This is a genomic window from Lysobacter sp. CFH 32150 (genome assembly GCF_022758295.1).
In the GTDB taxonomy this organism is placed as follows: domain Bacteria; phylum Pseudomonadota; class Gammaproteobacteria; order Xanthomonadales; family Xanthomonadaceae; genus CFH-32150.
On record NZ_JALDWJ010000003.1, the window covers coordinates 344,816 to 368,815 of the forward strand.

Annotated in this window: 26 protein-coding genes; 16 read left to right on the top strand and 10 right to left on the bottom strand. The window is 64.7% G+C overall.

The genetic code is table 11. The features are described from left to right. The first annotated feature begins 5 nt into the window (after positions 1–5). The 6 genes from MO486_RS07740 to MO486_RS07765 all read left to right on the top strand — a co-directional run bounded on the left by MO486_RS07740 (position 6) and on the right by MO486_RS07765 (position 6,715). On the top strand, positions 6–1,292 hold the full coding sequence (locus tag MO486_RS07740) for a HAMP domain-containing sensor histidine kinase (protein WP_242905833.1): 1,287 nt from the start codon (positions 6–8) through the stop codon (positions 1,290–1,292). A gap of 85 nt (positions 1,293–1,377) precedes the next feature. Further along, positions 1,378–2,895, top strand: a complete 1,518-nt coding sequence (locus MO486_RS07745) for an efflux RND transporter periplasmic adaptor subunit (protein ID WP_242905834.1) — start codon at positions 1,378–1,380, stop codon at positions 2,893–2,895. After that, entirely contained in the window at positions 2,892–3,596 is a 705-nt protein-coding gene (locus MO486_RS07750; protein ID WP_242905835.1) for an ABC transporter ATP-binding protein, read from the top strand. The genes MO486_RS07745 and MO486_RS07750 overlap by 4 nt, the downstream gene beginning before the upstream one ends. Beyond that, complete coding sequence (locus tag MO486_RS07755; protein WP_242905836.1) at positions 3,593–4,828, top strand: ABC transporter permease; 1,236 nt, start codon at positions 3,593–3,595, stop codon at positions 4,826–4,828. Before MO486_RS07750 ends, MO486_RS07755 begins: the two co-directional genes overlap by 4 nt. Before the next feature lie 369 nt (positions 4,829–5,197). After that, positions 5,198–6,148: an isoaspartyl peptidase/L-asparaginase gene (locus MO486_RS07760; protein ID WP_242906015.1), complete on the top strand. Its 951-nt coding sequence runs from the start codon at positions 5,198–5,200 to the stop codon at positions 6,146–6,148. Between the two features lie 99 nt (positions 6,149–6,247). Next, entirely contained in the window at positions 6,248–6,715 is a 468-nt protein-coding gene (locus MO486_RS07765) for a hypothetical protein (protein WP_242905837.1), read from the top strand. A 90-nt stretch (positions 6,716–6,805) separates the two neighbouring features. On the opposite strand, the gene MO486_RS07770 is transcribed toward MO486_RS07765, so the two are convergent. Continuing rightward, positions 6,806–7,294 (bottom strand): VOC family protein, encoded by a 489-nt coding sequence (locus MO486_RS07770; protein WP_242905839.1) that lies wholly within the window; start codon positions 7,292–7,294, stop codon positions 6,806–6,808. A gap of 322 nt (positions 7,295–7,616) precedes the next feature. On the opposite strand from MO486_RS07770, the gene MO486_RS07775 reads away from it, so the two are divergent. The 9 genes from MO486_RS07775 to MO486_RS07815 all read left to right on the top strand — a co-directional run bounded on the left by MO486_RS07775 (position 7,617) and on the right by MO486_RS07815 (position 14,349). After that, positions 7,617–7,997, top strand: coding sequence for a diacylglycerol kinase (locus MO486_RS07775; protein ID WP_242905841.1), 381 nt, complete (start codon positions 7,617–7,619; stop codon positions 7,995–7,997). 26 nt (positions 7,998–8,023) lie between these two features. Next, positions 8,024–8,761, top strand: a complete 738-nt coding sequence (locus tag MO486_RS07780; RefSeq protein ID WP_242905843.1) for a TerC family protein — start codon at positions 8,024–8,026, stop codon at positions 8,759–8,761. 94 nt (positions 8,762–8,855) lie between these two features. Next, complete coding sequence (locus MO486_RS07785; RefSeq protein ID WP_242905844.1) at positions 8,856–9,449, top strand: LemA family protein; 594 nt, start codon at positions 8,856–8,858, stop codon at positions 9,447–9,449. 16 nt (positions 9,450–9,465) lie between these two features. Then, a complete protein-coding gene (locus MO486_RS07790; protein ID WP_242906017.1) occupies positions 9,466–10,359 on the top strand; it encodes a TPM domain-containing protein in 894 nt (297 codons plus the stop codon). A gap of 5 nt (positions 10,360–10,364) precedes the next feature. Then, positions 10,365–10,862: a TPM domain-containing protein gene (locus tag MO486_RS07795; RefSeq protein WP_242906019.1), complete on the top strand. Its 498-nt coding sequence runs from the start codon at positions 10,365–10,367 to the stop codon at positions 10,860–10,862. A 70-nt stretch (positions 10,863–10,932) separates the two neighbouring features. Continuing rightward, positions 10,933–11,814, top strand: coding sequence for a prolipoprotein diacylglyceryl transferase (gene lgt / locus MO486_RS07800; RefSeq protein ID WP_242905845.1), 882 nt, complete (start codon positions 10,933–10,935; stop codon positions 11,812–11,814). 13 nt (positions 11,815–11,827) lie between these two features. Next, the gene (locus tag MO486_RS07805; protein ID WP_242905846.1) at positions 11,828–12,622 is read left to right on the top strand and encodes a thymidylate synthase; all 795 of its coding nucleotides are present in this window, start codon (positions 11,828–11,830) and stop codon (positions 12,620–12,622) included. Between the two features lie 54 nt (positions 12,623–12,676). Continuing rightward, positions 12,677–13,849, top strand: a complete 1,173-nt coding sequence (locus MO486_RS07810) for a hypothetical protein (RefSeq protein ID WP_242905847.1) — start codon at positions 12,677–12,679, stop codon at positions 13,847–13,849. A 2-nt stretch (positions 13,850–13,851) separates the two neighbouring features. Continuing rightward, a complete protein-coding gene (locus MO486_RS07815; protein ID WP_242905848.1) occupies positions 13,852–14,349 on the top strand; it encodes a dihydrofolate reductase in 498 nt (165 codons plus the stop codon). Positions 14,350–14,390: 41 nt separating this feature from the next. Here MO486_RS07815 and MO486_RS07820 read toward each other — a convergent pair whose 3' ends face one another. Genes MO486_RS07820 through lptD form a run of 6 tightly spaced genes read right to left on the bottom strand, consistent with a single transcriptional unit; the run spans position 14,391 to position 21,182 of the window. Beyond that, complete coding sequence (locus tag MO486_RS07820; protein WP_242905857.1) at positions 14,391–15,275, bottom strand: symmetrical bis(5'-nucleosyl)-tetraphosphatase; 885 nt, start codon at positions 15,273–15,275, stop codon at positions 14,391–14,393. Position 15,276: 1 nt separating this feature from the next. Further along, positions 15,277–15,663, bottom strand: a complete 387-nt coding sequence (apaG, locus tag MO486_RS07825) for a Co2+/Mg2+ efflux protein ApaG (RefSeq protein WP_242905859.1) — start codon at positions 15,661–15,663, stop codon at positions 15,277–15,279. 34 nt (positions 15,664–15,697) lie between these two features. Then, a complete protein-coding gene (gene rsmA, locus MO486_RS07830; protein ID WP_242905861.1) occupies positions 15,698–16,546 on the bottom strand; it encodes a 16S rRNA (adenine(1518)-N(6)/adenine(1519)-N(6))-dimethyltransferase RsmA in 849 nt (282 codons plus the stop codon). Then, the gene (gene pdxA, locus MO486_RS07835; protein WP_242905863.1) at positions 16,543–17,535 is read right to left on the bottom strand and encodes a 4-hydroxythreonine-4-phosphate dehydrogenase PdxA; all 993 of its coding nucleotides are present in this window, start codon (positions 17,533–17,535) and stop codon (positions 16,543–16,545) included. Before pdxA ends, rsmA begins: the two co-directional genes overlap by 4 nt. Further along, positions 17,536–18,894, bottom strand: coding sequence for a peptidylprolyl isomerase (locus MO486_RS07840; protein ID WP_255746243.1), 1,359 nt, complete (start codon positions 18,892–18,894; stop codon positions 17,536–17,538). It abuts the gene before it with no gap. Further along, positions 18,891–21,182 (bottom strand): LPS assembly protein LptD, encoded by a 2,292-nt coding sequence (gene lptD, locus MO486_RS07845; RefSeq protein WP_345779203.1) that lies wholly within the window; start codon positions 21,180–21,182, stop codon positions 18,891–18,893. Before lptD ends, MO486_RS07840 begins: the two co-directional genes overlap by 4 nt. 188 nt (positions 21,183–21,370) lie before the next feature. On the opposite strand from lptD, the gene msrB reads away from it, so the two are divergent. Next, on the top strand, positions 21,371–21,781 hold the full coding sequence (gene msrB / locus MO486_RS07850; protein ID WP_242905868.1) for a peptide-methionine (R)-S-oxide reductase MsrB: 411 nt from the start codon (positions 21,371–21,373) through the stop codon (positions 21,779–21,781). 4 nt (positions 21,782–21,785) lie between these two features. On the opposite strand, the gene MO486_RS07855 is transcribed toward msrB, so the two are convergent. Genes MO486_RS07855 through MO486_RS07865 form a run of 3 tightly spaced genes read right to left on the bottom strand, consistent with a single transcriptional unit; the run spans position 21,786 to position 23,930 of the window. Then, a complete protein-coding gene (locus tag MO486_RS07855) occupies positions 21,786–22,703 on the bottom strand; it encodes a histone deacetylase family protein (protein ID WP_242906026.1) in 918 nt (305 codons plus the stop codon). Positions 22,704–22,735: 32 nt separating this feature from the next. After that, on the bottom strand, positions 22,736–23,290 hold the full coding sequence (locus MO486_RS07860; protein ID WP_242905871.1) for a cob(I)yrinic acid a,c-diamide adenosyltransferase: 555 nt from the start codon (positions 23,288–23,290) through the stop codon (positions 22,736–22,738). A 34-nt stretch (positions 23,291–23,324) separates the two neighbouring features. Further along, positions 23,325–23,930, bottom strand: a complete 606-nt coding sequence (locus tag MO486_RS07865) for a hypothetical protein (protein ID WP_242905873.1) — start codon at positions 23,928–23,930, stop codon at positions 23,325–23,327. Positions 23,931–24,000 lie beyond the last annotated feature (70 nt).

Consider the following 24,000-nt stretch of genomic DNA (forward strand, 5'->3'; position numbering starts at 1 on the left):
TAGCCATGCCCCAGGGTCTGCCTCGCAAGATCCGGATCGCCTTCATCCTGCAGGTGGTGATGGTGAGCCTGGCCGTGCTCGTGGGCGGTTACGTGGTGTCGGCGGTGATCAACCTTGGTTTCGTGAAGAAATCCTCCGAAGCCGAGGCCGCCGATTTCTTCGCGATGCGCGCGAACGATCCCACCTACCCGGTACCGAATGCACGCAACCTCGACGGCTGGTTCGTGCCCGCGGGCGTGCGCACGGAAGGCGTGCCATCGCAGATCGCCGCCCTGCAGCCGGGATACCACGAGCTGCCTGGCCGGGAGTTGCTGGTGCGGGTGGAGCGCCGCGCACCGGGGACGTTGTACCTGGTCTATTACCGCGAGCGTATCGACGCGTTGTTGTACGGCTTCGCGGTGCTGCCGATCGTGGTCGCGCTGCTCGCGGTATTCGCGGTGTCGTGGCTGGCGTATCGCGCGTCCAAACGGCTTGTGGAGCCCGTAACCTGGCTGGCGCGCCATGTCGCGCAGTGGGATCCGCGCAAACCCGACATCGGCGCCCTGGCCCCAGGACGATTGCCGGCCGACATCGGCAGCGGCGAGGCAAGGCAACTGGCGCAGGCGCTGCACGCGCTGGGCGGCCGGGTCGAGGCGTTCGTCGCGCGCGAACGCGACTTCACACGCGACGCCAGCCACGAACTGCGTACGCCGCTGACCGTGATCAGGGTCGGTTCCGACCTGCTGCTTGCGGAGCCTGATCTCCCGCCGCGCACCGTGCGTTCGCTGAAACGCATCCAGCGCGCGGGGCGCGACATGGAAGGCGTGATCGATGCCTTCCTGATCCTTGCGCGCGAGGAGGACGTCGGTATCCACAGCACGGACTTCGCTGTCGCCGACATCGTCCACGAGGAAGTCGAAAACGTGCAGTTGTTGCTCGTCGACAAGCCGGTGGAACTGCGCGTGATCGAAATCGCGGCGCCGCGGCTGCACGCGCCGCCGCGCGTCCTCGGTGTGATGCTCGGCAACCTGCTCACCAATGCCTGCACCTTCACCGACCGCGGCAGTATCGAAGTGCGCCTCGAAGCCGACCGTGTCAGCGTGCGTGATACCGGCATCGGCATGTCGCAGGCGACGCTTGCGCGCGCTTTCGACCCGTTCTACCGCGCCAGCGATACCGTTCCCGACCGGCCCGGCAGCATGGGGCTGGGCTTATCGATCGTGCGCCGGCTCGGGGAACGCTTCGGCTGGGGCGTGCACATGACCAGCACGCCCGGCGCGGGGACGACGGTCACGATCCTGTTCGGACCCTGAACTGATCGCTTCCTGCGCGGTCAACCTTGCGCGACCGGACGCGTTAGCGTTCGGCTCGTCCCCTTTCTTACTGCCAGACTCGCGCATGCCTCCAGTCCGTCCGTCGTCCCGCAACCGCATCCTTCTTGTTGTCGCAGTCGTGCTGGCGGTGCTTGCCGCTGGGTGGTGGTGGAGCCAGCGCAAAGCCGGGGACGGCAACGGTGGCTACCGCACGGCGTCGGTCGAGCGCGGTGACATCCGCGTGGCGATTTCCGCCACTGGCACGCTTGCGGCGATTTCCACGGTGGATGTCGGCAGCCAGATCTCGGGGCAGGTCACCGACGTCCTGGTCGACTTCAACGACCGCGTCGAAAAAGGCCAGGTGATCGCGCGGATCGATCCGAGCACGTATGAAGCGCAGATCGCCCAAGGCTCGGCCGCCGTCGCCAGCGCTCGCGCCAGCCTCGCCACCGCGCAGGCCGTGCTGCGCAACGCCGAGGCCGATTACTCGCGCAAGGTCGAGCTTGCCCAGCAGCAACTGATCGCGCGCGGCGATCTCGACCTGGCCCGCGCTGCACGCGACCAGGCGCGCGCGCAGTTGAACGCAGCGCAAGCGCAGATCACGCAGCAACAGGCGTCGACGCAGACCACGCGGCTCAATCTGCAGCGCACTGTGATCCGTTCGCCGGTCGACGGCGTGGTGTTGACGCGTTCGATCGAACCGGGGCAGACCGTGGCCGCGAGCCTGCAGGCACCGGTGTTGTTCCAGATCGCGGAAGACCTGTCGCAGATGGAGATCGTGCTGGCGATCGACGAGGCCGACATCGGCCAGGTCAAGGCCGGGCAGAACGTCAATTTCACCGTCGATGCGTTCCCGGAGCGCAGCTTCCGCGGTCGCGTGCAGCAGGTACGGTTGTCGGCGACCAACACCAACAACGTGATCACCTATCCGGTGGTGGTGACCGCCGACAACAGCGACCGCAGCCTGTTGCCCGGCATGACGGTCAATGCCGAAATCGAAGTCAGTCGCCGCGACGGCGTGCTGAAAGTGCCGAATGCGGCCTTGCGCTACAAACCAACCGAAGAAGACCCCGCCACCGCGACCGCCGGTGCCCCGGCGATGCGCAGTGGCGGCATGGCGACGGATCTGCCGCGCCTTGCGCAGTCGCTGCAGCTCAACCCGACGCAACAGGTGGCGTTCGACGCTGCGCTTGTGCAGATGCGCGAACGCATGGCCGCGCGCGTAGCGCCCGCGGCGTCACAAAACGGCGGCGGTGCGAGTGTGCTGTTCGGTCGCGGACCGGGCGGCGGACAGCAACGCAGCGCCAACCCCGGCGGCGGGACGAGCGGCGCGATGCGCCAGCGCATGCAGGAACGCTTCAACCAGCAATTCGCCGCCTTCCGCGCCAGTCTCGACGAGAAGCAGCGTGCGCGATGGGACAGTGAAGTCGCCGCACTGGTCAGTGCACGCCGCGCACCGCTCTACAAGCTGGTCGATGGCAAGCCGCAACCGGTGACGGTGCGTGTCGGTGTGTCCGACGGCAGCAGCACCGAAGTGTCCGGCGACATCCGTGAGGACGAGCAGATCGTCATCGGCACCGAACGCGCGGTGGAGAAGTCGTGAACGAGGTGGCGACGCACGCGACCGTCATCGAGACCCGCGGCCTCGGCAAGGTCTACGCGGCCGGCAGCGAGGCGGAAGTGATCGCACTACGCGATGTCGACCTGCGGATCCGTCGTGGCGAATTCGTCGCGATCATGGGGCCGTCCGGTTCCGGCAAGTCGACGCTGATGAACCTGATCGGCTGCCTCGATACACCCACCTTCGGCAGCTACCACTGCGATGGTGTCGACATCGCCACGCTCGATGCCGAGCAACGCGCGCGGTTGCGATTGGACAAGATCGGCTTCGTCTTCCAGGGCTTCAACCTGCTGCCGCGGATGAACGCGTTGGAAAACGTGGCGATGCCGATGGGGTACGCCAACGTCCATCGCGAAGAACGACTTCAGCGCGCGCACGCGGCCCTGGCCGCGGTCGGGCTCGCCAATCGCGAAGGCCACCGTCCGAGCGAACTGTCGGGCGGCCAGCAGCAGCGCGTGGCGATCGCGCGCGCGTTGATCAACCGGCCGCCGATTCTCCTCGCGGACGAACCGACCGGCGCACTCGACAGCAAGACCGGTGAGGAAATCCTGGCTCTGTTCAAACGCCTGCAAGCCGAAGACCACACGGTGGTGCTGATCACCCACGATCCCGATGTCGCCCAGCATTGCGATCGCATCTTCGCGATGCGCGACGGTGAACTGCACGAGCAGGCGGCCGCATGAATTTCCTGGAAGTCCTGCGCACCGCCGTCTTCGCCCTGCGCGGCAACTGGCTGCGCAGCGCGCTGACGTCGCTCGGCGTGATCATCGGCATCGCGGCGGTGATCGTGATGGTGTCGGTCGGGCAGGGCACGCAGCGCGAGATCGACAAGCTGGTCTCGGGACTCGGCTCCAACCGGCTCGACATCAGCCCCGGCTCCGGCCGCGGTTTCGGCGGCGTGCGCATCGGCGGCAGCAATTTCTTCACCCTGACCCAGGAAGACGCCGACGCGATCCGCGCCGAGATTCCCGAGGTGCAGTTCGTCGCCAGCACGTTGCGCGGCAACAGCCAGCTCGTCTACGCCGAGAGCAACTGGGCTGGCAGTTGGCAGGGCGTGCAGGCCGACTGGTTCGACATCAACGGTTGGACGCTGGCCAGTGGCGATGGCTTCGACAGCCGCGACTACAGCGGCGCAGGCAAGGTCGTGATCCTGGGCGAGACGGTGCGCCGCGAATTGTTCGGCGATGAAAGTCCGCTCGGTCAGACCGTGCGTCTTGGCCGTGTGCCGTTCACCGTGGTCGGTACGCTCAAGCCGAAGGGGCAGGGCGGATTCGGCCAGGACCAGGACGACATCGTGGTGGTGCCACTGGATACCGCACGCCGTCGATTGATGGGATCGATGGGCCTGGCGCCGGATGCGGTGATGCAGATCGCGCTTGGCGTCGCACGAGCGGACGACCTCAGCTACGTACAGGGCGAAGTCGAAGCGCTGTTGCGGCAACGGCACAAGATCCAGCCCGGCGGTGATGATGATTTCAACGTGCGCAACATCGCCGAGATCGTCGCGACCCGCACGCAGGCGACCAAACTGATGTCGCTGCTGCTGGGCGCGGTGGCCTCGATCTCGCTGATCGTCGGCGGCATCGGCATCATGAACATCATGCTGGTGTCGGTGACTGAGCGCATCCGCGAGATCGGGCTGCGCATGGCGGTCGGTGCTGGGCCTGGCGACGTGCGTCGGCAGTTCCTCGCGGAGGCGATGCTGATTTCGCTGATCGGTGGTGCGATCGGGATCGCGGTGGGCATCGTCGGGGCATTGCTCGTGGGCAAGTTCGGTTCGTTGCCGGTGGCGTTGAATGCAAATGTGATCGGGTTGGCGGCGGGGTTCTCGATCGCGACCGGATTGTTCTTCGGCTATTACCCGGCGCGGAAGGCGTCGTTGCTGGATCCGATCGAGGCATTGCGGCAGCAATAATCTTGCTCGTCATCCCGGCGGAAGCCGGGATCCATTTTGACTTTGCCTTTTTGCTTCAAGAGCAAGAGCATTCCACTGCTCCGCAGCGGGTCACTTTTCTTTGCTGGCCCAAAGAAAAGTAACCAAAAGAAATGGCCTCCTTGGCAAGAGCACACCTCGCAGCGTGGAGGTCACGGAGATTTTTCGACTCGGCATCCATGCCTCGGTCGAAAAACGGCGCACATCCTGTGCGCCGCCCTCCGGGTTATGGATATGGTCGTTACTTGGCGCTTTTTTCGAAGCAAAAGGTATTAAGCGGTATTCTTCTGGCGATGACTGCCGGAGTCCACAATGCGCCTCTTGTTCACGATCCTGTTTGCACTCGCCGCCATGTCTGCGCACGCTGAAGACAAATCGAAAACCGCGCTGGTGATCCATGGTGGCGCCGGGGTCATCGAACGCAATGCTCTCAGCGCCGCGGACGAGAAGGCGATTCGCGCCGATCTCGACCGCGCGCTCGATGCCGGGAACGCAATCCTGGCCAAGGGTGGCAGTGCACTCGATGCAGTCGAAGCCGTGATCGTGGTGCTGGAGGATTCGCCGCGATTCAACGCGGGCAAGGGCGCGGTGTTCAACGCCGAGGGCGGGCACGAACTCGATGCCTCGATCATGGAAGGGCACACGCGCCGCGCCGGCGCGGTCGCGGGCGTGACGACCGTGCGCAATCCGATCAAATTGGCGCGTGCGGTGATGGAGCGCTCCAAGCACGTGATGCTGGCTGGAACCGGTGCGGAGAAGTTCGCCGACACGCTGCCGGATATCGTGCGGGTGCCGAATACGTGGTTCGACACCGAGCGCCGACGCAAGCAGCTCGACGATGCGCGGGCAAAGAAAACCACAGCGATCGATGTCCCGGGAACCTATTTCGGCACCGTCGGCGCAGTCGCGCTCGACCAGAACGGCCACATCGCCGCTGCGACCTCGACCGGCGGCATGACCAACAAGCGCTGGAGTCGTATCGGAGATTCGCCGGTGATTGGTGCCGGTACTTATGCTGACGAGCGTTGCGGGGTATCCGGTACCGGTTGGGGCGAGTTCTATATCCGCGCCGCGGTGGCACACGATATTTGTGCGCGCGTGGCATATCGTGGCGATGCCATCGCGGTCGCGGCGGAGGAAGTCGTCAACAAAGTCGTGCCGGCGCTCGGTGGCGACGGCGGAGCGATCGCGCTGGATGTCGATGGCAACATCGCGATGCCATTCAACACTTCGGGTATGTATCGCGCCTGGATCAAACCCGACGGTTCGCGCGGGACCGCGGTTTTTCGCGACGATGAATAGGCCCGGGGCAGGTGATTTGATTCACGTCTAACGTCGCTCGCACGATGGCGTAACCGCGGATCGTGTAGCTATGTCCCTGGATTCCAACAGGAGACCGCGATGCGCCAGTCCCACACCACTGAAGCCCGCATCGGCAAGCGCGCCGTTGCCATGGCGGAAAAAGATTCGCGAATCCAGAATCTGCTCGATCAGCTCGCGAAGGCGTTGACTGCGGGCGATGGACGCACGGCTGCCTCGTTCTGGCGGACGCCGGCCTTCGTCATCGGCGACGAGCATGAGCATGAGCAGGTCGTCGCCTCGCAGCAGGAGGTCGAGCAGTTCTTCAGCGGCAGCAAGGAGCAATACAACCAGCGCGGCATCACCGATACGCGCGCCGACATCCAGCGCCTGGACTGGATCACCGACCGGATCGCGCTGGTGGAAGTGCGTTGGCCGTACCTCGACGCCAAGGGCAATGAGGTCGGCGAGGAGACTTCGACCTATCTGTTCAAGCGCGATGACACTGGCGAGCTGAGGCTGCGTCTGGCGATCATGCACGGCGCAGCCGAGACGCCGAAGCAGCACTAGCGATTACCACGGCTGCCGATTTCCACGGGTACGAATACAGCGAGGCCATGCCGAGCGTTCGGCATGGCCTCGCCATGTGACGCACGATGATTAATGTGTGGTCTGTTGCTTCTTCGACCACTCCAGCATGCGCTTCTGCAGTTCTTCCTGCGGCACGTCTTCTACGTGGGTGCCGAGTGTCCATTTGTGTCCGAATGGATCGACGATCGTGCCGGTACGATCACCCCAGAACTGGTTCTCGACCGGTCTGTCGGCCTTGGCGCCGGCCTTGATCGCCTGGTCATAGGCCTTGTCGACGTCCGGCACGTAGATCATGAAGCTCGTGGGGGTGCCGCCGAGCGCGTTCGGCCCGCGCGCGTTCATCTCGGGATACTCATCCGACAGCATGATCTGCGAATCGCCGATCTTGATTTCCGCGTGGCCGATCTTCTCCACGCCGTTATCGGCGGGAACCGGCAGGCGGTAGAGTTCCTTGGCGTTAAGCGCCTTCTGATAGAAATCGATGGCTTTGGCGGCGTTGTCGACGATCAGGTACGGGGTGACACTGTGATAGCCGGTGGGTGGGGTTTGGACTGCCATGTTGTGGTCCTCCGATGGTGAGTGAGCGCAAACAGCCGCTGCGAGGCGGTATGGGCTGCGGAGAGATGGGCCGGGCGCGTACGCGTTCACAGCGGCGAAGGCCAAGCGTACGCCCGCGTGTGCTAAGGCGATGCGAAGGCGCGGCTACGGCTTTTTGACCGCAAAGGCGGCGAAGCGGGGCTTGTGGCAAAATCCACGGCTGTTGCGGCCATGCAGGCCGTCCCGCGTCCCTGAGCAGAACCCGTCCCCATGCTGACCTTCGAGTCGTCGTACGCGATGAATTTCGTCCCCATGAATGTCGTCTTGAAGCTGGCGATGTGACATGGCCGACAGCACGGGGCATCTGCCGCGGCATCCGCTGCGCATCCTGAAAGCGGCCAAATGGTCGTTCCAGGGGCTGCGCGCGGCCTGGTTGCATGAATCTTCGTTCCGGCTCGAGGTCTACCTGTTCCTGGTCCTCGCCCCGCTGGGGTGGTGGCTGGGCGCCACTGGCGTCGAGCGCGCATTGCTGCTCGGCTCGATGCTGCTGGTATTGAGCATCGAATTGCTGAACTCGGCGGTGGAAGCCGTCATCAGCCGTTATGGCGACGAGTTCCACGAATTGGCCGGACGCGCCAAGGACATGGGCTCGGCCGCGGTGTTCGTGCTGATGCTGAATGTATTGCTGGTGTGGGGACTGATCCTCGGCCCGCGCCTGCTTTGATCGCTGCTTTGATTGGAACTTGAATGATGGGCTTGGAATTTCTGGCCGATCCGCAGACGTGGATCACCCTGGTGACCTTGAGCGCGATCGAGATCGTGCTCGGCATCGACAATCTGGTGTTCATCTCGATCGCGGTCAGCAAGCTGCCGCACCATGAACGTGAAAAAGCGCGCAAGTTCGGCATCGCCGTCGCCTGCCTCACCCGCATCGGACTGCTGCTGACGCTGGCCTGGCTGGCCAGCCTCACCCACGACCTGTTCCGTTTCTTCGGCCAGGGCATCTCGGTACGCGACCTGGTCCTGATCCTGGGTGGCGTGTTCCTGGTGGTGAAGGGCACGATGGAGATCCGCGACCTGGTCATCGGCGAGGAAGAATCCGAGGACGTCCACGCCCATCCGATGGCGTCGTTCGGGATGGTCATCGCGCAGATCGCGGTGATCGACATCGTGTTCTCGCTGGACTCGGTGATCGCCGCGGTTGGCATGGCCAACCAGACCATCGTGATGGTGACGGCGATCCTCATGGCGGTGGCGGTGATGCTGCTGGCGGCCACACCACTGGGTCATTTCATCGAGCGCAATCCGACGATCAAGATGCTGGCCCTCGCCTTTATCGTGCTGGTCGGCGCAGTGCTGATCGCCGATGGCTTCGAGGCGCACGTGCCCAAGGCTTATGTTTATTTCGCCATGGGCTTCTCGGCTGCGGTCGAATGCCTGAACCTGTGGGTGAAGCGCCGCGAACGGGCGCGGCAGCTGCCGCTGTAACGCGACTGGCGCGGCCTGCGGGCCACGATTGCGTCGTCACGTCCACAATGCTGCAATGGCGCCCCGCCCGTACCCACCCAGCGGAGCCGTTGCCATGCGTATCGCGCGTATCGTGTTGTTGATGCTGCTTGCCGCGCTGCTGTCCGGCTGTGGCTACAACCAGATCCAGCAGAAGGACGAAGCAGTGAAGGCCGGCTGGTCGGAGGTGCTGAACCAGTACAAGCGCCGCGCCGACCTGATCCCCAACCTGGTCGCCACCGTGAAGGGTTATGCAGCGCAGGAGCAGCAAGTACTGCTTGGTGTCACCGAGGCTCGCGCGAAGGTCGGCCAGATCAACGTCAACGCCGATGACGCGGCTTCGCTGCAGCAGTTCCAGCAGGCGCAGGGCGAATTGTCGAGCGCGCTGTCGCGGCTGATGGTGGTGGTCGAGAACTATCCGAACCTGAAATCCGACCAATCCTTCCGTGACCTTCAAGCGCAGCTGGAAGGTACCGAAAACCGCATCACCGTCGCGCGTGGTCGTTACATCGAGACGGTGCAGGACTACAACACCTACATCCGCTCGTTCCCGCAGAACCTGGTCGCGATGATGTTCGGTTACAAGCAGAAACCGAACTTCACCGTTGAGAACGAGAAGGAAATCCAGGAAGCGCCGACCGTCGATTTCGCCAAGCCGGCCGCTGGCTGATACGCGGATATCGATGATGTTGCGGCGCGGGGCTTTCATCAGGCGTGCTGCGCTGTTCGCCCTGCTGCTCGCCTGCACGCTGGTGCAGGCACAGGCGCCGATTCCTGTGCTGGATTCGCCGGTGGTCGACATCACCGGTACGCTCGACGCCGAGCAGAAACAGCAACTCGAGCAGCAGTCGCTGGCGTTGCAGCAGCGCAAGGGCAGCCAGTTGCAGGTGCTGATCGTCCCGACCACTGAACCGGAAACAATCGAACAGTACGCCGTGCGCGCGTTCGAACAATGGCGGCTCGGGCGCGAAAAAATCGAGGACGGCGTGCTGCTGGTTGTTGCCAAGGACGATCGCAAGGTGCGGATCGAAGTCGGCTACGGTCTCGAAGGCGCGATCCCCGACGCGATCGCCAACCGCATCATCCAGGAATACCTGGTGCCGAAATTCCGTGCCGGCGATTACGGTGGCGGGATCGCCGACGCGACCGCGGCGCTGGTCAAGATGATCGACGGCGAGCCGCTACCCGCGCCCATGGCCGACAACCGCGATCGCGGCAATGGCGGCGGCAATTGGCTGATGGCGTTGTTCGCCGCATTCATCGTCGCCCAGGTCGTGCGTGGCGTCTTCGGTGGCACCCCTGCCGGCGTGCGTGGCGTGCTCGGTGGCGGCGCTGCGGGCGGCATCGCCTGGCTGTTGTCGTCGGTGCTGCTGGTGGGTGGGATCGGCGCAGTGATCGGCCTGCTGATCGGCCTGTCGAGCGCACCCCGTGGCCGTTATGCGCGCCAGCACGATTGGGGCGGCTTCGGCGGCGGCGGTGGCTGGGGTGGTGGAGGCGGTTGGGGTGGCGGGAGCGGCGGTGGTGGCTGGTCCGGCGGTGGTGGATCGAGCGGGGGCGGTGGCGCCTCGGGGAGCTGGTAGTGCTTATTCAGAGCCGGAGGTTATTGCGACACCTCTTCGCGCCCTCTGCGCAGCGTCTATTCCCTGCCGATAGTCTGCAACGCATCGCCGATGCGATCGCCGCCAGTGAAGGCAGCCACAGCGGCGAAATCTGCTTCGCAGTCGAACCTGCATTGCCCTGGCGCGAAGTCATGCGCGGCGTGTCGGCGCGCATGCATGCGGAAGACGCCTTCGCCCGCCTGCAGGTGTGGGACACCGCCGCCAACAACGGCGTGCTGCTGTACCTGCTGCTGGCCGACCACCGCATCGAAATCGTGGCCGACCGCGGCCTCGATCACCTGGTCAGCGCCGAACAATGGCGTGGGGTCTGCCAACTGATGGAGGAGCGCCTTCGGGCCGGCGAGCCTGAAGCAGCCGTGCTGCGCGGGATCGCGGCCGTGACGGACCTGCTTGCCGCGCTTTACCCGCAAAGGCCAGGTGCGATCGACGAGGATGAACTGTCGAATCAACCGCGATTCCTGTGAACGCCCGCGCGGTCGCCCGCGTCGGGCAGAATACGGGTTGCTCCCCCACGCCCCGGGCGCCAACTTCCGCATGATCCATCTGCACCAGATCGACCCGATCGCCCTCGCGCTCGGTCCACTGAAAATCCATTGGTACGGGTTGATGTACCTGCTCGGCTTCGCCGTCGCCTGGTTCCTCGGCCGCAGCCGTATCCGCGCCGGCCGCCTGCCGGGCGTCGACGAACACGGCTTCGGCGACCTGATGTTCTACGGCATGCTCGGCGTCGTGCTCGGCGGTCGCATCGGCTACATCCTGTTCTACAGCTTCGGCGATTTCCTCGAGGATCCGCTGATGCTGTTCAAGGTCTGGCAGGGCGGCATGAGCTTCCATGGCGGTCTGCTCGGCGTGTTCGCGGCGGTGTGGTGGTGGTCGTGGCGCCGCGGGCTGCACCTGATGGACACGATGGAATTCGTCGCGCCGATCGTGCCGCCCGGGCTCGGCTTCGGCCGCCTCGGCAACTACATCGGCGGCGAACTCTGGGGCAAGCCGACGGGTAGCGACTGGGGCGTGATCTTCCCGCGCGCGCTTCCCGAGCAACTCTCCAACCTCGATGCCACGGCGCTGCGCACGCAGTTCGAATCCGGCGCGCTGGATGCCTTCGCGCGCCACCCCTCGCAGCTCTATCAAGCCGTACTCGAAGGCCTCGTACTGTTCGTGGCGCTCTGGATCTATTCGCTGAAGCCGCGTCCGCGTTATTCCGTGGCTGGTTTGTTCGCGCTGCTGTATGGCGTGTTCCGCTTCGCGGTCGAGTTCGTGCGCGAGCCGGATTCGCAGCTTGGCTACCTCGCCTTCGGCTGGCTGACCATGGGCCAGGTCTTGAGCCTGCCGTTGATCGCGATCGGACTGATCTGGCTGTGGATGTCGCGGCGCGCGCCGACGCTGCAACCACAACTTCCCGCAAGCGCCGGCTGATGTATCCCCGCCAATGAAGCAATACCTTGAATTGTTGCGCCATGTCCTCGAACACGGCGCCGAGAAATCCGACCGCACCGGCACCGGCACGCGCAGCGTGTTCGGCTGGCAGATGCGCTTCGATCTCAACGACGGTTTCCCGCTGCTCACCACCAAGAAGCTGCACCTGCGCTCGATCGTGCACGAGTTGTTGTGGTTCCTGAAAGGCGAAACCAACATTGCCTATCTCAAGGACAACAAGGTCAGCATCTGGGACGAATGGGCCGACGCGGACGGCGAACTCGGCCCGGTCTACGGCAAGCAGTGGCGACGCTGGAGCGCGGCCGATGGCAGCGAGATCGACCAGATCCGCTGGGTGGTCGACGAGATCAAGCGCAATCCCGATTCGCGGCGCCTGATCGTCAGCGCCTGGAACGTTGCCGACCTGCCGCAGATGGCGTTGATGCCCTGCCACACGCTGTTCCAGTTCTACGTCGTCGATGGCAAGCTCAGCTGCCAGCTGTACCAGCGCAGCGGCGACATCTTCCTCGGCGTGCCGTTCAACATCGCCAGCTATGCGTTGCTCACGCACATGGTGGCGCAGGCGACAGGGCTCGGCGTTGGTGATTTCGTCCACACCCTCGGCGACGCGCACCTGTACTCGAACCATTACGAACAGGCGCGTGAGCAGTTGTCACGCGCGCCCGGCAAGCTGCCGACATTGCGGCTCAATGCTGCCGTCACCGACCTGTTCGCCTTCGCCTACGACGACATCGCCATCGAAGGCTACGACCCGCTGCCCGCGATCAAGGCGCCGGTGGCGGTGTAAACACCATTCGGGCTGGGGAGCCCGGATCCACCATCAACCACGCAAGGGGGATCGATGTTCAAACGCGGTCGTTACGCCATCGGATTGTTGGTATTGCTGCTCAGCCAGCAAGCACTCGCCGGAACGGTAAAGATACTCGGCACGCAGCTGGAGTTGCCGTACGAGTACAAACTGGTCAAAGGCACCGAGAGTTTCAGCAGCGGCTATGGACTGAACACGGCCGAATCGCAGGTCATCGAGATCACGGCCGGCGAGTTCCAGGGACAGACCATCGAAATCGATGCGTCTTACTATGCGCCTAGCCGCGTCGATGCCGGCACCGTGCAGAACTGGATGCGCACCGAGGCCGAGAAGGCTGCCGGCGAAGCCGGCATGCGTAGCGTGGTGCCGGTGCAGGTCGACGGATTCGGCTTCAACTTCATCGATGGCCCGAGCAAGTCCAAGGAATATCCCCAGCGCATGAGCATCAGTGGGTCGGTCAACGGTGCCATCTATCGCCTGACCCTGTTCACCAAGGACGCCAAGCTACTGTCGGCGCAGGTTGCGGAACGGATGAAAGGGATCCGGCTCGACTATGCCTCGCTGTTGAAAGCGAAAGGCCGCTTCGACGAAGAAGGCCGCCTTGCGGCGAAGGACAACTGGATGGAAAGTCCATTCGGCCGGCTGGTAGTCGGTTCCGGGGTCCAGTCGCGCTTGAGCGGCTCTTATATCCAACGCAATGGTGCAGGCCAGACGGTGGCCCGTCGTCGTAGTTTTGGGTTGTACAAAACCGGTTTCTGGACGATCCAGAATCTGGCCATCTCGGTGTCCTGCAGCAAGGAAGATGCATCCGCGGACGCGTACGCAGACTTCCTGCACATGACCAAAGAGCAGAATGACGAGGACATCAAGGATCGATACACGAACGTCTCGATGCCGCAACCTGCCGTCTTGCTGGGCGTGCCTGCGGAAACCGCATCTGCCACGGGCCCGGAGTTCAACGCTCTGCGCAATGTCCAGGTCAATCGTTGGGCGGCGAAGAAAGACGGCACGAACTACATGCTGCAGGTCCAACGCGTGAATGGTTCGCCGGTCGAGAACGCCTTGGTTAAACAATTGGCGAATGCGACACCAGCCTGCAAGCTGGATCTGCCGTTCGGCCCGTCGGTGGCGGCAGCCGTGCCAATCGACATCGCTGTGCCACCACCGGCGCCGCCAGCGCCGCCAGCGCCTGCCGCGGCGAAATAGTGGTGCAGCTGACGCTGATCGCCGCGCTGGATCGTTGCCGTGCCATCGGGCGCGGCAACGCCCTGCCTTGGCACCTGCCCGACGACCTCAAGCGCTTCAAAGCGCTCACGCTGGGCAAGCCATTGCTGATGGGGCGAAAGACCGCCGAGTCGTTGGGGCGCGCATTGCCAGGGCGACGCAACCTGGTGTTGACACGCTCGGGCCGAGTGCCGTTCGCCGGAATGGAGGCGGTTACATCGCTGGATGCTGCGTTGTCGATTGCGCGTGTCGACGGTGCCGAAGAGTTATGCGTGATCGGTGGTGGCGAACTGTATGCGCTCTGCTTGCCGCATGCGACGCGGATGCATCTGACCCACGTCGACACCGTGGTAGAGGATGCCGATGCGTTCTTCCCGCAGTTCGCTGCGGCCGAATGGCGCGCGACGAAGCACGAACCGCATGCGGTCGATGCCAGGCACGCATGCGTGTTCGAATTCGCCGACTACCTGCGGATTGGTTGAGGGCGCGGAACGACGGCCTTCAGCCATGGGCCGCGGGGCGATCAACCCGTTGTTCTTTCGCGCGGCGTACGGTCGTGATGGTGGTGCGAACGAGGCGGATTCGCCGGCACGTCGCGCCCCGCCACCTGCACCACGCGCAGCTCGTCGGTATCCAGCTGCAGGGCGGTGAGCTTGCCTCCCCACACCGCACCGGTGTCGATCGCATGGACGCCGTGGCCGATGAACAGCCCCAGCGTGCTCCAGTGCCCGCACACGATTTTCAGATCGCGTTCGGCGCGGCCGGGCACTTCGTACCACGGGTATAGCCCAGCCTGCTGCGTGCCCGGCCCGCCTTTTTCCTCGAAAGCGATGCGGCCGCGCGGGGTGCAGTAACGCAGGCGGGTGAAGACGTTGATGATGGCGCGATCGCGGTCGGGACCGTTGAGCTTCGGCGACCACGCGGGGCGATCGCCGTACATGTTCTTCAGCAGCTTGCGGTAGTTGTCGCCGTGCAGTTTCAGTTCGACTTCGCGCGCATGCTTTTCGGCTAGGCCGACGGTCCACTTCGGTGCCAGACCGGCGTGCACCATCATCCAGCCAAGCGCGCGGTCGATATGCAGCAGGTTTTGCGTGCGCAGCCAGTCGATCAGGACCTGGTGGTCTTCGGCGAAGAGCACACTCTGCAAATCCGGGTTGACCTTGCGCTGCTCGTCGGGACGACGTTCGGCGATCGCCAGCAGCGACAGATCATGGTTGCCGAGTACGACGACGCTGTAGGCACGCAACGAATGCACCAACCGCATCGTTTCCAGCGATTGTCCGCCACGGTTGACGAGGTCGCCGCAGAACCACAGCCGATCGACCGCAGGGTCGAAGCGAATACGTTCCAGCAATCGCTGCAGCGGGTCGTAGCAGCCTTGCAGGTCGCCGATCGCCCAGACGGCCATGTCAGTGGAGAGTACGCGGTACGGTCAGGGTGAATGCCGGGATCGGCGCGGCGAAGCGGGTGCCGTCGTCGGCGAGCATGTCGTAGCTGCCGCGCATGGTGCCGAGGCTCGTTTCCAGCACGGCGCCGGAGGTGTACTCGAAATCCTCGCCCGGGCGCAGCCACGGTTGTTCGCCGACCACGCCTTCGCCGACCACTTCCTCTACCTTGCCGTTGGCGTCGGTGATGACCCAATGGCGGCCAAGCAGGCGCGCCGGTACTTTGCCGCGGTTGCGGATGTGGATGGTGTAGGCGAACACATAGCGGCCCTCGTCGGGCGCGGATTGGTCGTCGAGGAAGCGGGTGGCGACGTCGATGTCGATCGCGTAGTCGGCGGTATCGTGATTCATGCCGACAGTGTAGCCAATGTGCGTGAATGCGGCGCTAGGTCGGCATGCTCAGAGACGGCATGATGTTCGCCAGACGGACGAAGCCGGCGACTTCGATCTGCTCGGCGCGTGCATCCGGGCGCAGTCCGGCAGCTTCGATCATGGTGCCGTCGGCGACGCCGCTGAGGGCATTGCGCAGGGTCTTGCGGCGTTGGCCGAAAGCGGCGCGCACGACTTCGGTGAAACGCTTCGGATCGGCGATGCCGATGCTGTCGGGCGTGCGCGGAACCAGCCGCACCACGGCCGAATCGACTTTTGGCGGCGGTCGGAATGCGCCAGGCGGGACATTGAACAACGGCGTCACCGCGCAGTAGGCCTGCAACATCACGCTGAGACGGCCGTAAACCTTGCTGCCGGGCGCCGCGGCCATGCGGTCGACGACTTCCTTCTGCAGCATGAAGTGCATGTCGCGGATCGCCGCGGCGTGATCGAGCGCGTGGAACAGGATTGGTGATGACAGGTTGTACGGCAGGTTGCCGACCAACCGTAGCGGCGCGCCACCACGGGCGAGTGCGGTGAAGTCGACGGTGAGCACGTCGCGGTGGATCACTTCCAGCGTGCCGTGCGCGCGGGCGGCTTCGGTCAGCGGGAAGATCAGGTCGCGATCGAATTCGATCACGGTGAGCTCGCCGTGCTTGTCGAGCAGCGGGAAGGTGATCGCACCCTGGCCCGGGCCGATTTCGACCAGGCGATCGCCAGGCTGCGGGTTCACCGCCTGCACGATCTTGGCGATGATGCCGCGCTCGTGCAGGAAGTGTTGGCCGAGGTGCTTTTTCGCCTCGGCGGAAAAGCCTTGGGCCGCGCCCTTGGCCGGCTTGGTGGACGCGTGCGAGCGTATGCTCATGCGCGCACTCCAGTGCGGCGTACGCGCGCGATGCGCGCGCAAGTCGCGACCGCGGCGAATAGGCTGGATGGGTCGGCGCTGCCTTTGCCAGCCAGTTCCAATGCGGTGCCGTGATCGACGGCGACGCGTGGGTAGGGCAGGCCGAGGGTCAGGTTCACCGCTTGTTCGAAACCGCTGTACTTCAACACCGGCAGACCCTGGTCGTGATACATCGCGAGCACCGCATCGAAGTCGCGCAATTTGGCCGGCAGGAAGGCGGTGTCGGCGGGCAGGGGGCCGATCAGCAGCATGCCTTCCTCGCGCAGCGCGGCCAGGGTGGGTTCGATGACATCGATTTCCTCGCGACCGAGGTGGCCTGCTTCGCCGGCATGTGGATTCAGGCCGAGCACGGCGATGCGCGGCATGGCGATACCGAAGTCATCACGCAACGCGGCATGCGTGATCCGCAGCGTACGGGCGAGCGATTCGGCGGTGATTGCATCGGCGACCGCGCGCAGCGGCAGGTGGGTGGTAGCGAGGGCGACACGGACGATGTCATTGGCCAGCATCATCACCACTTCGCGTCCCGCCTGCGCGGCCAGCAACTCGGTGGTGCCGGTATAGGCGATGCCAAGTCCAGCGCTCATCGTGGCCTTGTGCACCGGACCCGTGACGAGACCGGCGAATTCACCGTCGAGACAGGCTTGTGCTGCGCTCTGCAAGGCGGTGATCACGGCCGCTGCGTTATGCGGATCGGTGGTGCCGAACACGGATGGCGCGGCATTGTCGATCGCACTCAATGGCAAATCGCCAGGCGCCATTGCGGATGCTTCTGCGGCCAGCAGCCGCAAAGGTAGCGACAGTGCGGCTGCCGCAGACTCAAGCACCTGCCGGTCGGCGAACGCGACCAGTTCGCAATCGTCGCGCGGTTGTTGCGCCAACCGCACGCACAACTCCGGTCCGATCCCGGCCGGCTCGCCTGGCACCAGCGCCAAGCGTGGCCGGTTCACTCAGCCGCCGCTGCCGTTGGCGGGTGCCGGCGCGGGTGCGGGCGCTGCTTCTGCCGCCTTGGCCTGGTTGCGGAACTCGACGAACGCCTCGCCGCGCATCTCGCGCAGGAAGCGGTTGTATTCCTCTTCGAGCTTGCGGCGGCCGATGGTTTCGCGCATCTGCGTGCGGCGGTTCTGGTCGCCCTTGCTCTGGCGACTGCCGACGCGCTGCACGATGTGCCAACCGGCGTCGCTGCGGAACGGTGCTGACACGCCGCCGTCGGTGAGCGCTGCGACCTGGGCGCCGAACGCGGGGCCAAACGCATCGGCCGGGAACCAGCCCAGGTCACCGCCTCGTTCGCGGCTGTTCGGATCTTCGGAGCTTTCCTTCGCGACGGTGGCGAAATCGGCACCGCCGGTGATGCGTGCCGCGATCGCGTCGATCTTCGACCGCGCCTCGGCGTCGGTGTGGTTATCGTCGATGCGGGCAAGGATGTGCCGCGCATTGAATTCGGTCACGGTGGCGGCATCGCCCTGCGCCGCGTCGCGGGTTTCGACCAGCTTGAGCAGCTGGAAACCGCTGGGTCCGCGGATCGGTCCGATCACCTGGCCGACGCTCATGCTCCGGATCACATTGGCGAAGGAAGCCGGAATCTCGTCGAGGCTGCGCCAGCCGAGATCGCCACCTTCAAGCGCGTTCGGGCTGTCGGAATAGCGCGCCGCAGCCGCCGTGAACTCCATCTCGCCCTTGTCGATCAGGCCCTTGACCCCCTCGATCTTCTGCTGCCCGATGGCGATCTGCTCAGCCGTGGCGCCATCAGGCAGCGCGACCAGGATATGTGCGAGGTGGTACTGGGAAGTACTTTGCGCGGCAAGCGCGGTGTCCACTTCGGCTTCGCTGACCGCAATGCGGCTCTGGGCGAAACTCTGGCGCAACCGCTGCATCAGCAGTTCGTCGCGGATCGAAGCGCGGAAGTCGGCGAAGCTCTGTCCCTCGCGTGCGACCTGCTCGCGCAGCTGGTCGATGCTGAGCTGGTTGCCCGCTGCGATCCGGCCGATCGCGGCGTCGACTTCCTCGTCGGTGGCGCGGATGCCGCTGCTTTCCGCGCGCGCCACTTGCAGCTTGGTCAGCACCAGGCGTTCGAGCACCTGGCGCTCGAGCACGTCGGCTGGTGGCAGCTGGTTCTCGCGACCGGCGTACTGCGCGGTGATATTGCGCACGGCGCGGTCGAGTTCGCTGCGCAGCACCACGTCTTCATCGACGATGGCGACGATGCCTTCGACCGGTTGCAGTTGTTGCCCGTGTGCGGCGCCGAACAGCAGCGCGAGGAGGAAAAGAATACCGGCGGACGTGCTGGCAAAGCTGGGGGAAGTCTTCATTGCGTAGGGTCTGGATCCGTTGGTGGCTGGCCCGTGGGCATTTCCGGCGGCACCAGATAGAGATCGCCGCGATTGTAGCCGAGGATGGCGCGGCGAAGCGTTTTGCGGGTGTCCTGGCCGCCGGAACCAAGGCCCTTGAGTTCGATTTCCAGCATCAAGCCGCTGCTGAGATCGCCTTCGCGGTTGTGCACGTAGCGGCGACCGACCAGGCGCACAGCGATGCAGCAGCTGTCCCACTGCACGCCGGCGATGGTTTCCAGCGGCTTGTGATCGAGCAGCGAGTAGTAGTGCCGGCCGACCAGGCTCCAGGCCGCATTGATCGGGTACAGGAACGAAAAGTCGGCCTGCTCGACCAGGTCGCGGCGATAACGGTAGGCGAGGTTGACCACACCTTCGTCGCGCATCAGGTAACGGGCGCGGAAGCTGGCCATTTCCTCGCGGCGCAGTTTCGGATCCCATTGATAGGACGCACCGATGGTCCAGCGGTCGCTGGGAGCGTAGCTGACATCGGCGACCCATGCGGACTTCCCGCGCTGGACCGGGGTTTCGCCGGGCACCGTTACGCGGGAATCGTCGAAATAGCGGATCTGTCCGAGGCTGACCGCGAGTTTTTCGCGGCCGTCTGCCTCGCGGATCAGGCGACTGGTCATCGCCATGGTCAACTGGTTGGCGTCCGTCTGGCGATCGGGACCGGAATACCGGTTGTCGCGAAACAGCTGGCCCCAACTGAAGGTGAGTGGAGCCGTGTCGAACCGGGGTAAGTCGTCCTGGTTGCGATAGGGCACGTGCAAATAGAACAGCCGGGGTTCCAGCGTCTGCAGGTACGCCTTGCCATCGAGACGGGTGCTGCGGTCGAAGAACAGGCCCGCGTCGACCGTGGTGATTGGCAGGCTGCGGCTCGGCGACTTGTCGCCGAAGGTTGTGGCGAGGGCGTCATCGAGCTGGTAACCGGTGTAGCGCCAGGCCAGGGTCGGCTTGATGAACCAGCTGGCGCCTTCCAGCGGCATGCTGACATAGGGTTTGAAATCGAGCCGCGAGCCGCCGTCGCGTTCGCTGTGCTGGAAGCGGACGGCTTCGGTTTCGGCGCCGAGGGCGAACCAGCGGCCAAAACGCTGCTCCCAGCGGAAGGCGGCGCGTGGGAGCCGGTTGAAAGGCAGGCTGGCTTCGGTGAGGGTGAAGTCGGCGAGTTGCCAGTGGTCGGCCGTCAGCCTGGCATCCCAGTGGAGCCCACGCCCATATAGGCCGACTTCGCTGTGCGCGGACGTGATCGCGATGCCGTTGATGCTGTTGTTGAAGTCCTCGAAATAGCGCGGATCGCTGATCCAGGTCACGTTGGAACGCGCTTGCCACTTGCTGCTGACGTTCTGGTACGCGTGGTAGGCGAAATAGCCACGTTCGCGATCGCGCAACTTGTCGTCCGGCATCCAGGACCCGGAGACCGTACCGCTGCCTCTCTCGTTGAGATAGCGGAACTCGGCACCGAGCAGTGCGCCGCGCTCGGTCATCACCCGGGGCGACAGCGTCGCATCGTAATTCGGCGCGATGTTGATGTAGATCGGCTGCTTGTAGTCGAAGCCGTTGCGGTCGGAATTCGCGACCGAGGGGAACAACAGACCGGTACGGCGGCGGTCGTCGATCGGGAACATGAACCACGGCACGTACAACACCGGGACTTTGCCGACCCGCAGCACGGCGTTGCGCGCCACCGCGAAGCCTTCCTCGGTATCGACGTCGATGCGATGGGCGCGCAGTTCCCAGCGGCGGTCGTTCGGTGGGCAGGTGGAATAGGTGGACCCGTGCAGGCTGCCCTCGGTGCCATGCAGGTTGATGCGTTCGGCGCCACCGTTGCCGCGTCGCGAGACCAGCTGGTAGCGCAGGTTTTCGATCTGGTGCTCGTCGGCGGCCTGGTCGCCCTCGGCGCGCTCGGCGACCAGGCGCATGCTCGAATCCTGGTAACGGATATTGCCTTCAGCGACGTAGCGTTCGTTCTGGCTGTCGTAGCGCAGCTTGTCGGCGCCGAGGAACTGGTCGCCGCGTTTGAGCGCGACGTTGCCCTGCACGTTCAGCACCTCCCCGTCGACGCCTTCGGCCTGGTCGCCTTCGATGTCGGTCGGCTGGCTGGCGCGATCGCCCGGCTTGCCGCCGACCGGGGCGTCGGGGAACGCCGGCACGGCATCGCCGACGGGGCACAGGCTCCAGTTGTCTGGCATGTCGTCGTCGCCGGCACGGGCCGACAACGAGAGTGCGATGCAGAACGGCAGTGGAAGCAGACGCAGGACTGGGCGCACGCGAACATCCGGGCAGCGACAAACGGCGGTTAGCTTGCCGTATCCCCGGGACCCGGGCAATGCGAGCACCTGATTCGTCATTTTGCTGTTCACTTGGCCTGAACATGCCCCCTGAGGGGTTGGTTCAGACTCGGGCGCATCTACAAGTCTGTCCCGACCGTAAATAGAAGGACCAGAAGGAGCCGCTAATGAATGAAGACCGCATTGAAAAAACCGATGCCCAATGGCGCGAACAGCTGAGCCCCGAGCAGTACGCGGTTTGCCGCTGTTCGGCCACCGAGCGCGCTTTCACCGGCAAGTATTGGGACCACAAGGCCCCCGGCACCTACACCTGCGTCGCCTGCGAGACCCCGCTGTTCCGATCGGAATCCAAGTACGACTCCGGCAGTGGCTGGCCCAGCTATTTCCAGCCGATCGCGCCCGGGGTGGTGCGTGAGCACGTCGACGACAGCCATGGGATGCGCCGGGTCGAGGTGCGCTGCGCGCATTGCGAGTCGCATCTGGGGCATGTGTTCCCGGATGGGCCGCCACCGACGGGATTGCGCTATTGCATCAATTCGGCGGCGCTGGATTTCGTGCCTGAGGCGCAGGGCGGCTGATCCGTCACTCGTGTACCCGCAACGCTCCTACATGCGCCACGCTGCACTCGCGCAGCGCTTGCAAGTCATAGCCGCCTTCCAGCAATGAAACGATGCGGCCCTGCGCATGGCGGTCGGCGAGCGCGGTCAGTTCCTGTGTCAACCAGGTGTAATCGTCGGTCTCGAGTTGCAGTTGCGCCAAGGGGTCGCGCCAGTGGGCGTCGAAGCCGGCCGAGACCAGCAGGAGTTGCGGACGGAAGTCGTCGAGGATGGGGAGCAGGCGTTCGCTCCAGGCCGTCCGGAATATCGCGCTGCCTGCACCCGGCGGCAATCCTGCATTGACGATATTGCCGACGCCGCGTTCGCTGGGGTAGCCGGTATCGGGATACAGGGGCATCTGGTGCGAACTGAGGTAGAGCACGCGTGGTTCGTGTTCGAAGATCGCCTGAGTGCCGTTGCCATGGTGCACATCGAAGTCGACGATCGCGACGCGGGCCAGGCCATGCTTCTCGAGTGCATGCATGGCAGCGACGGCGACGTTGTTGAACAGGCAGAAGCCCATCGCAGTCGCGCTGGTGGCGTGGTGTCCAGGTGGACGCACGGCGCAGAACACGCGCTTGGTCTTGTCGTTCATCACGTCGTCGACGGCAGCCACTGCAGCACCGGCAGCGCGCAGGGCGGCCTCGGCCGAGGCGGGCGAGAGCATCGTGTCGGCGTCCAGTTGCACGCGTTGCACCGACTGCGTTTCAAGCACCATCGTGAGCAATGGCTCGGCATGCGCGCGCAGCAATTGGCCGCGGGTGGCACGCGGGGCCTCATGCCAGTCGAGCGCAGGCATCGCCTCGTGCAAGGCGGAGATGATGGCGCTCAGGCGCTCGGGACGTTCGGGATGACCAGGACCGGTGTCGTGGGCAAGGCAAGCGGGATGACTGTAGATCCGCATATCTGGAATCGGCATGCCGTGGGCAGGCAGGTTCAACCCTGGCGCCGTTCGTGCTTCCACAGCACTTCACCGTGGCCATCGGCGCGTGCCAGTACCCGCGCCAGCACGAACAGGAGGTCGGACAGGCGGTTGAGATAGCGGACCGCCTCCGGCCGTACCGAATCGTGGTGCGACAGCGTCACCGTCTCCCGCTCGGCGCGGCGCACGATGGTGCGGGCGAGGTGGCAACGCGCCGCCGCTTCACCGCCGCCGGGCAGGATGAAATCCTTCAGCGGCGGCAACGGGTCGTTGTAGCGGTCGAGGTGTTGTTCGAGCGCGGTGACGTCGGCATCGGTGATCGCGGCGTGGCCGGGAATGCACAGCTCGCCGCCGAGATCGAACAGCTGGTGCTGCACCGTAGTCAGCAATTCAGCGATGTCCGACGGAACATCGCCCGCTAGCAGCAGGCCGATCGCCGAATTCGCTTCGTCGACAGTGCCGTACGCGCAGACACGCGCCGAATCCTTGGCAACCCGAGTGCCGTCACCGAGGCCGGTCGAGCCATCGTCGCCGGTTTTGGTGTAGATCTTGCTGAGGCGATGACCCATGACGGCGTGACCTCGAGGATTCAGTGCGGGGGACTCAGCGCTTGTGATGATCACCGGAATGCGACTGCATCTGCGTCGCAATCTGCGCAGCAACCAGGTGCACCACTACCGCCGCACCGACATACATTGCAGTGGTCCGCAGGTAGAGCGGGAACCAATCGCTGTAGTTCTTCCACCAACCCGCAAACGTGGGCTCGGCGACGACACTGCTGATCCAGTAGAAGCTGCCCTGGCTGAGCAGGTGGCACACGATCACTGCGGCCAGCAGAGACACGGCCGTCATGGCCAGTGCGCGGCCATCGTTGCGGGTGACGAAACGGCGCGCGACGGTGCCGCCGGCCCACATCGCGAAATAGGCCGGGATCAGGAACCAGTACGCCGGAGACATGCAGTAGTGCTGCCAGAAGTTCATGCCCAGGCTGGTGATCACGTAGTAATCGACGACCACGGCCAACGCCATCAACAGTGGGAAAGCCCAGGCCGTCCACCGGCGCAGGTAGAAACCGCCGATGAAGAACACCGCCCACGAGGCGTCCGGGATCGGGTCGAAATGGTGCAGGCGCGTCCCCACCATCAACGCGACGAGCGTGATCAGGATCAGCGTGGCGGGAGTGCGGCTACGCTCGGTAATGGCTGTCATGGCGGCTGTCCTAAGTCTGCGCTGACGGGGCTGCGCGTGAGGCCGACATTCTAGCGCGCCACGGTACGGC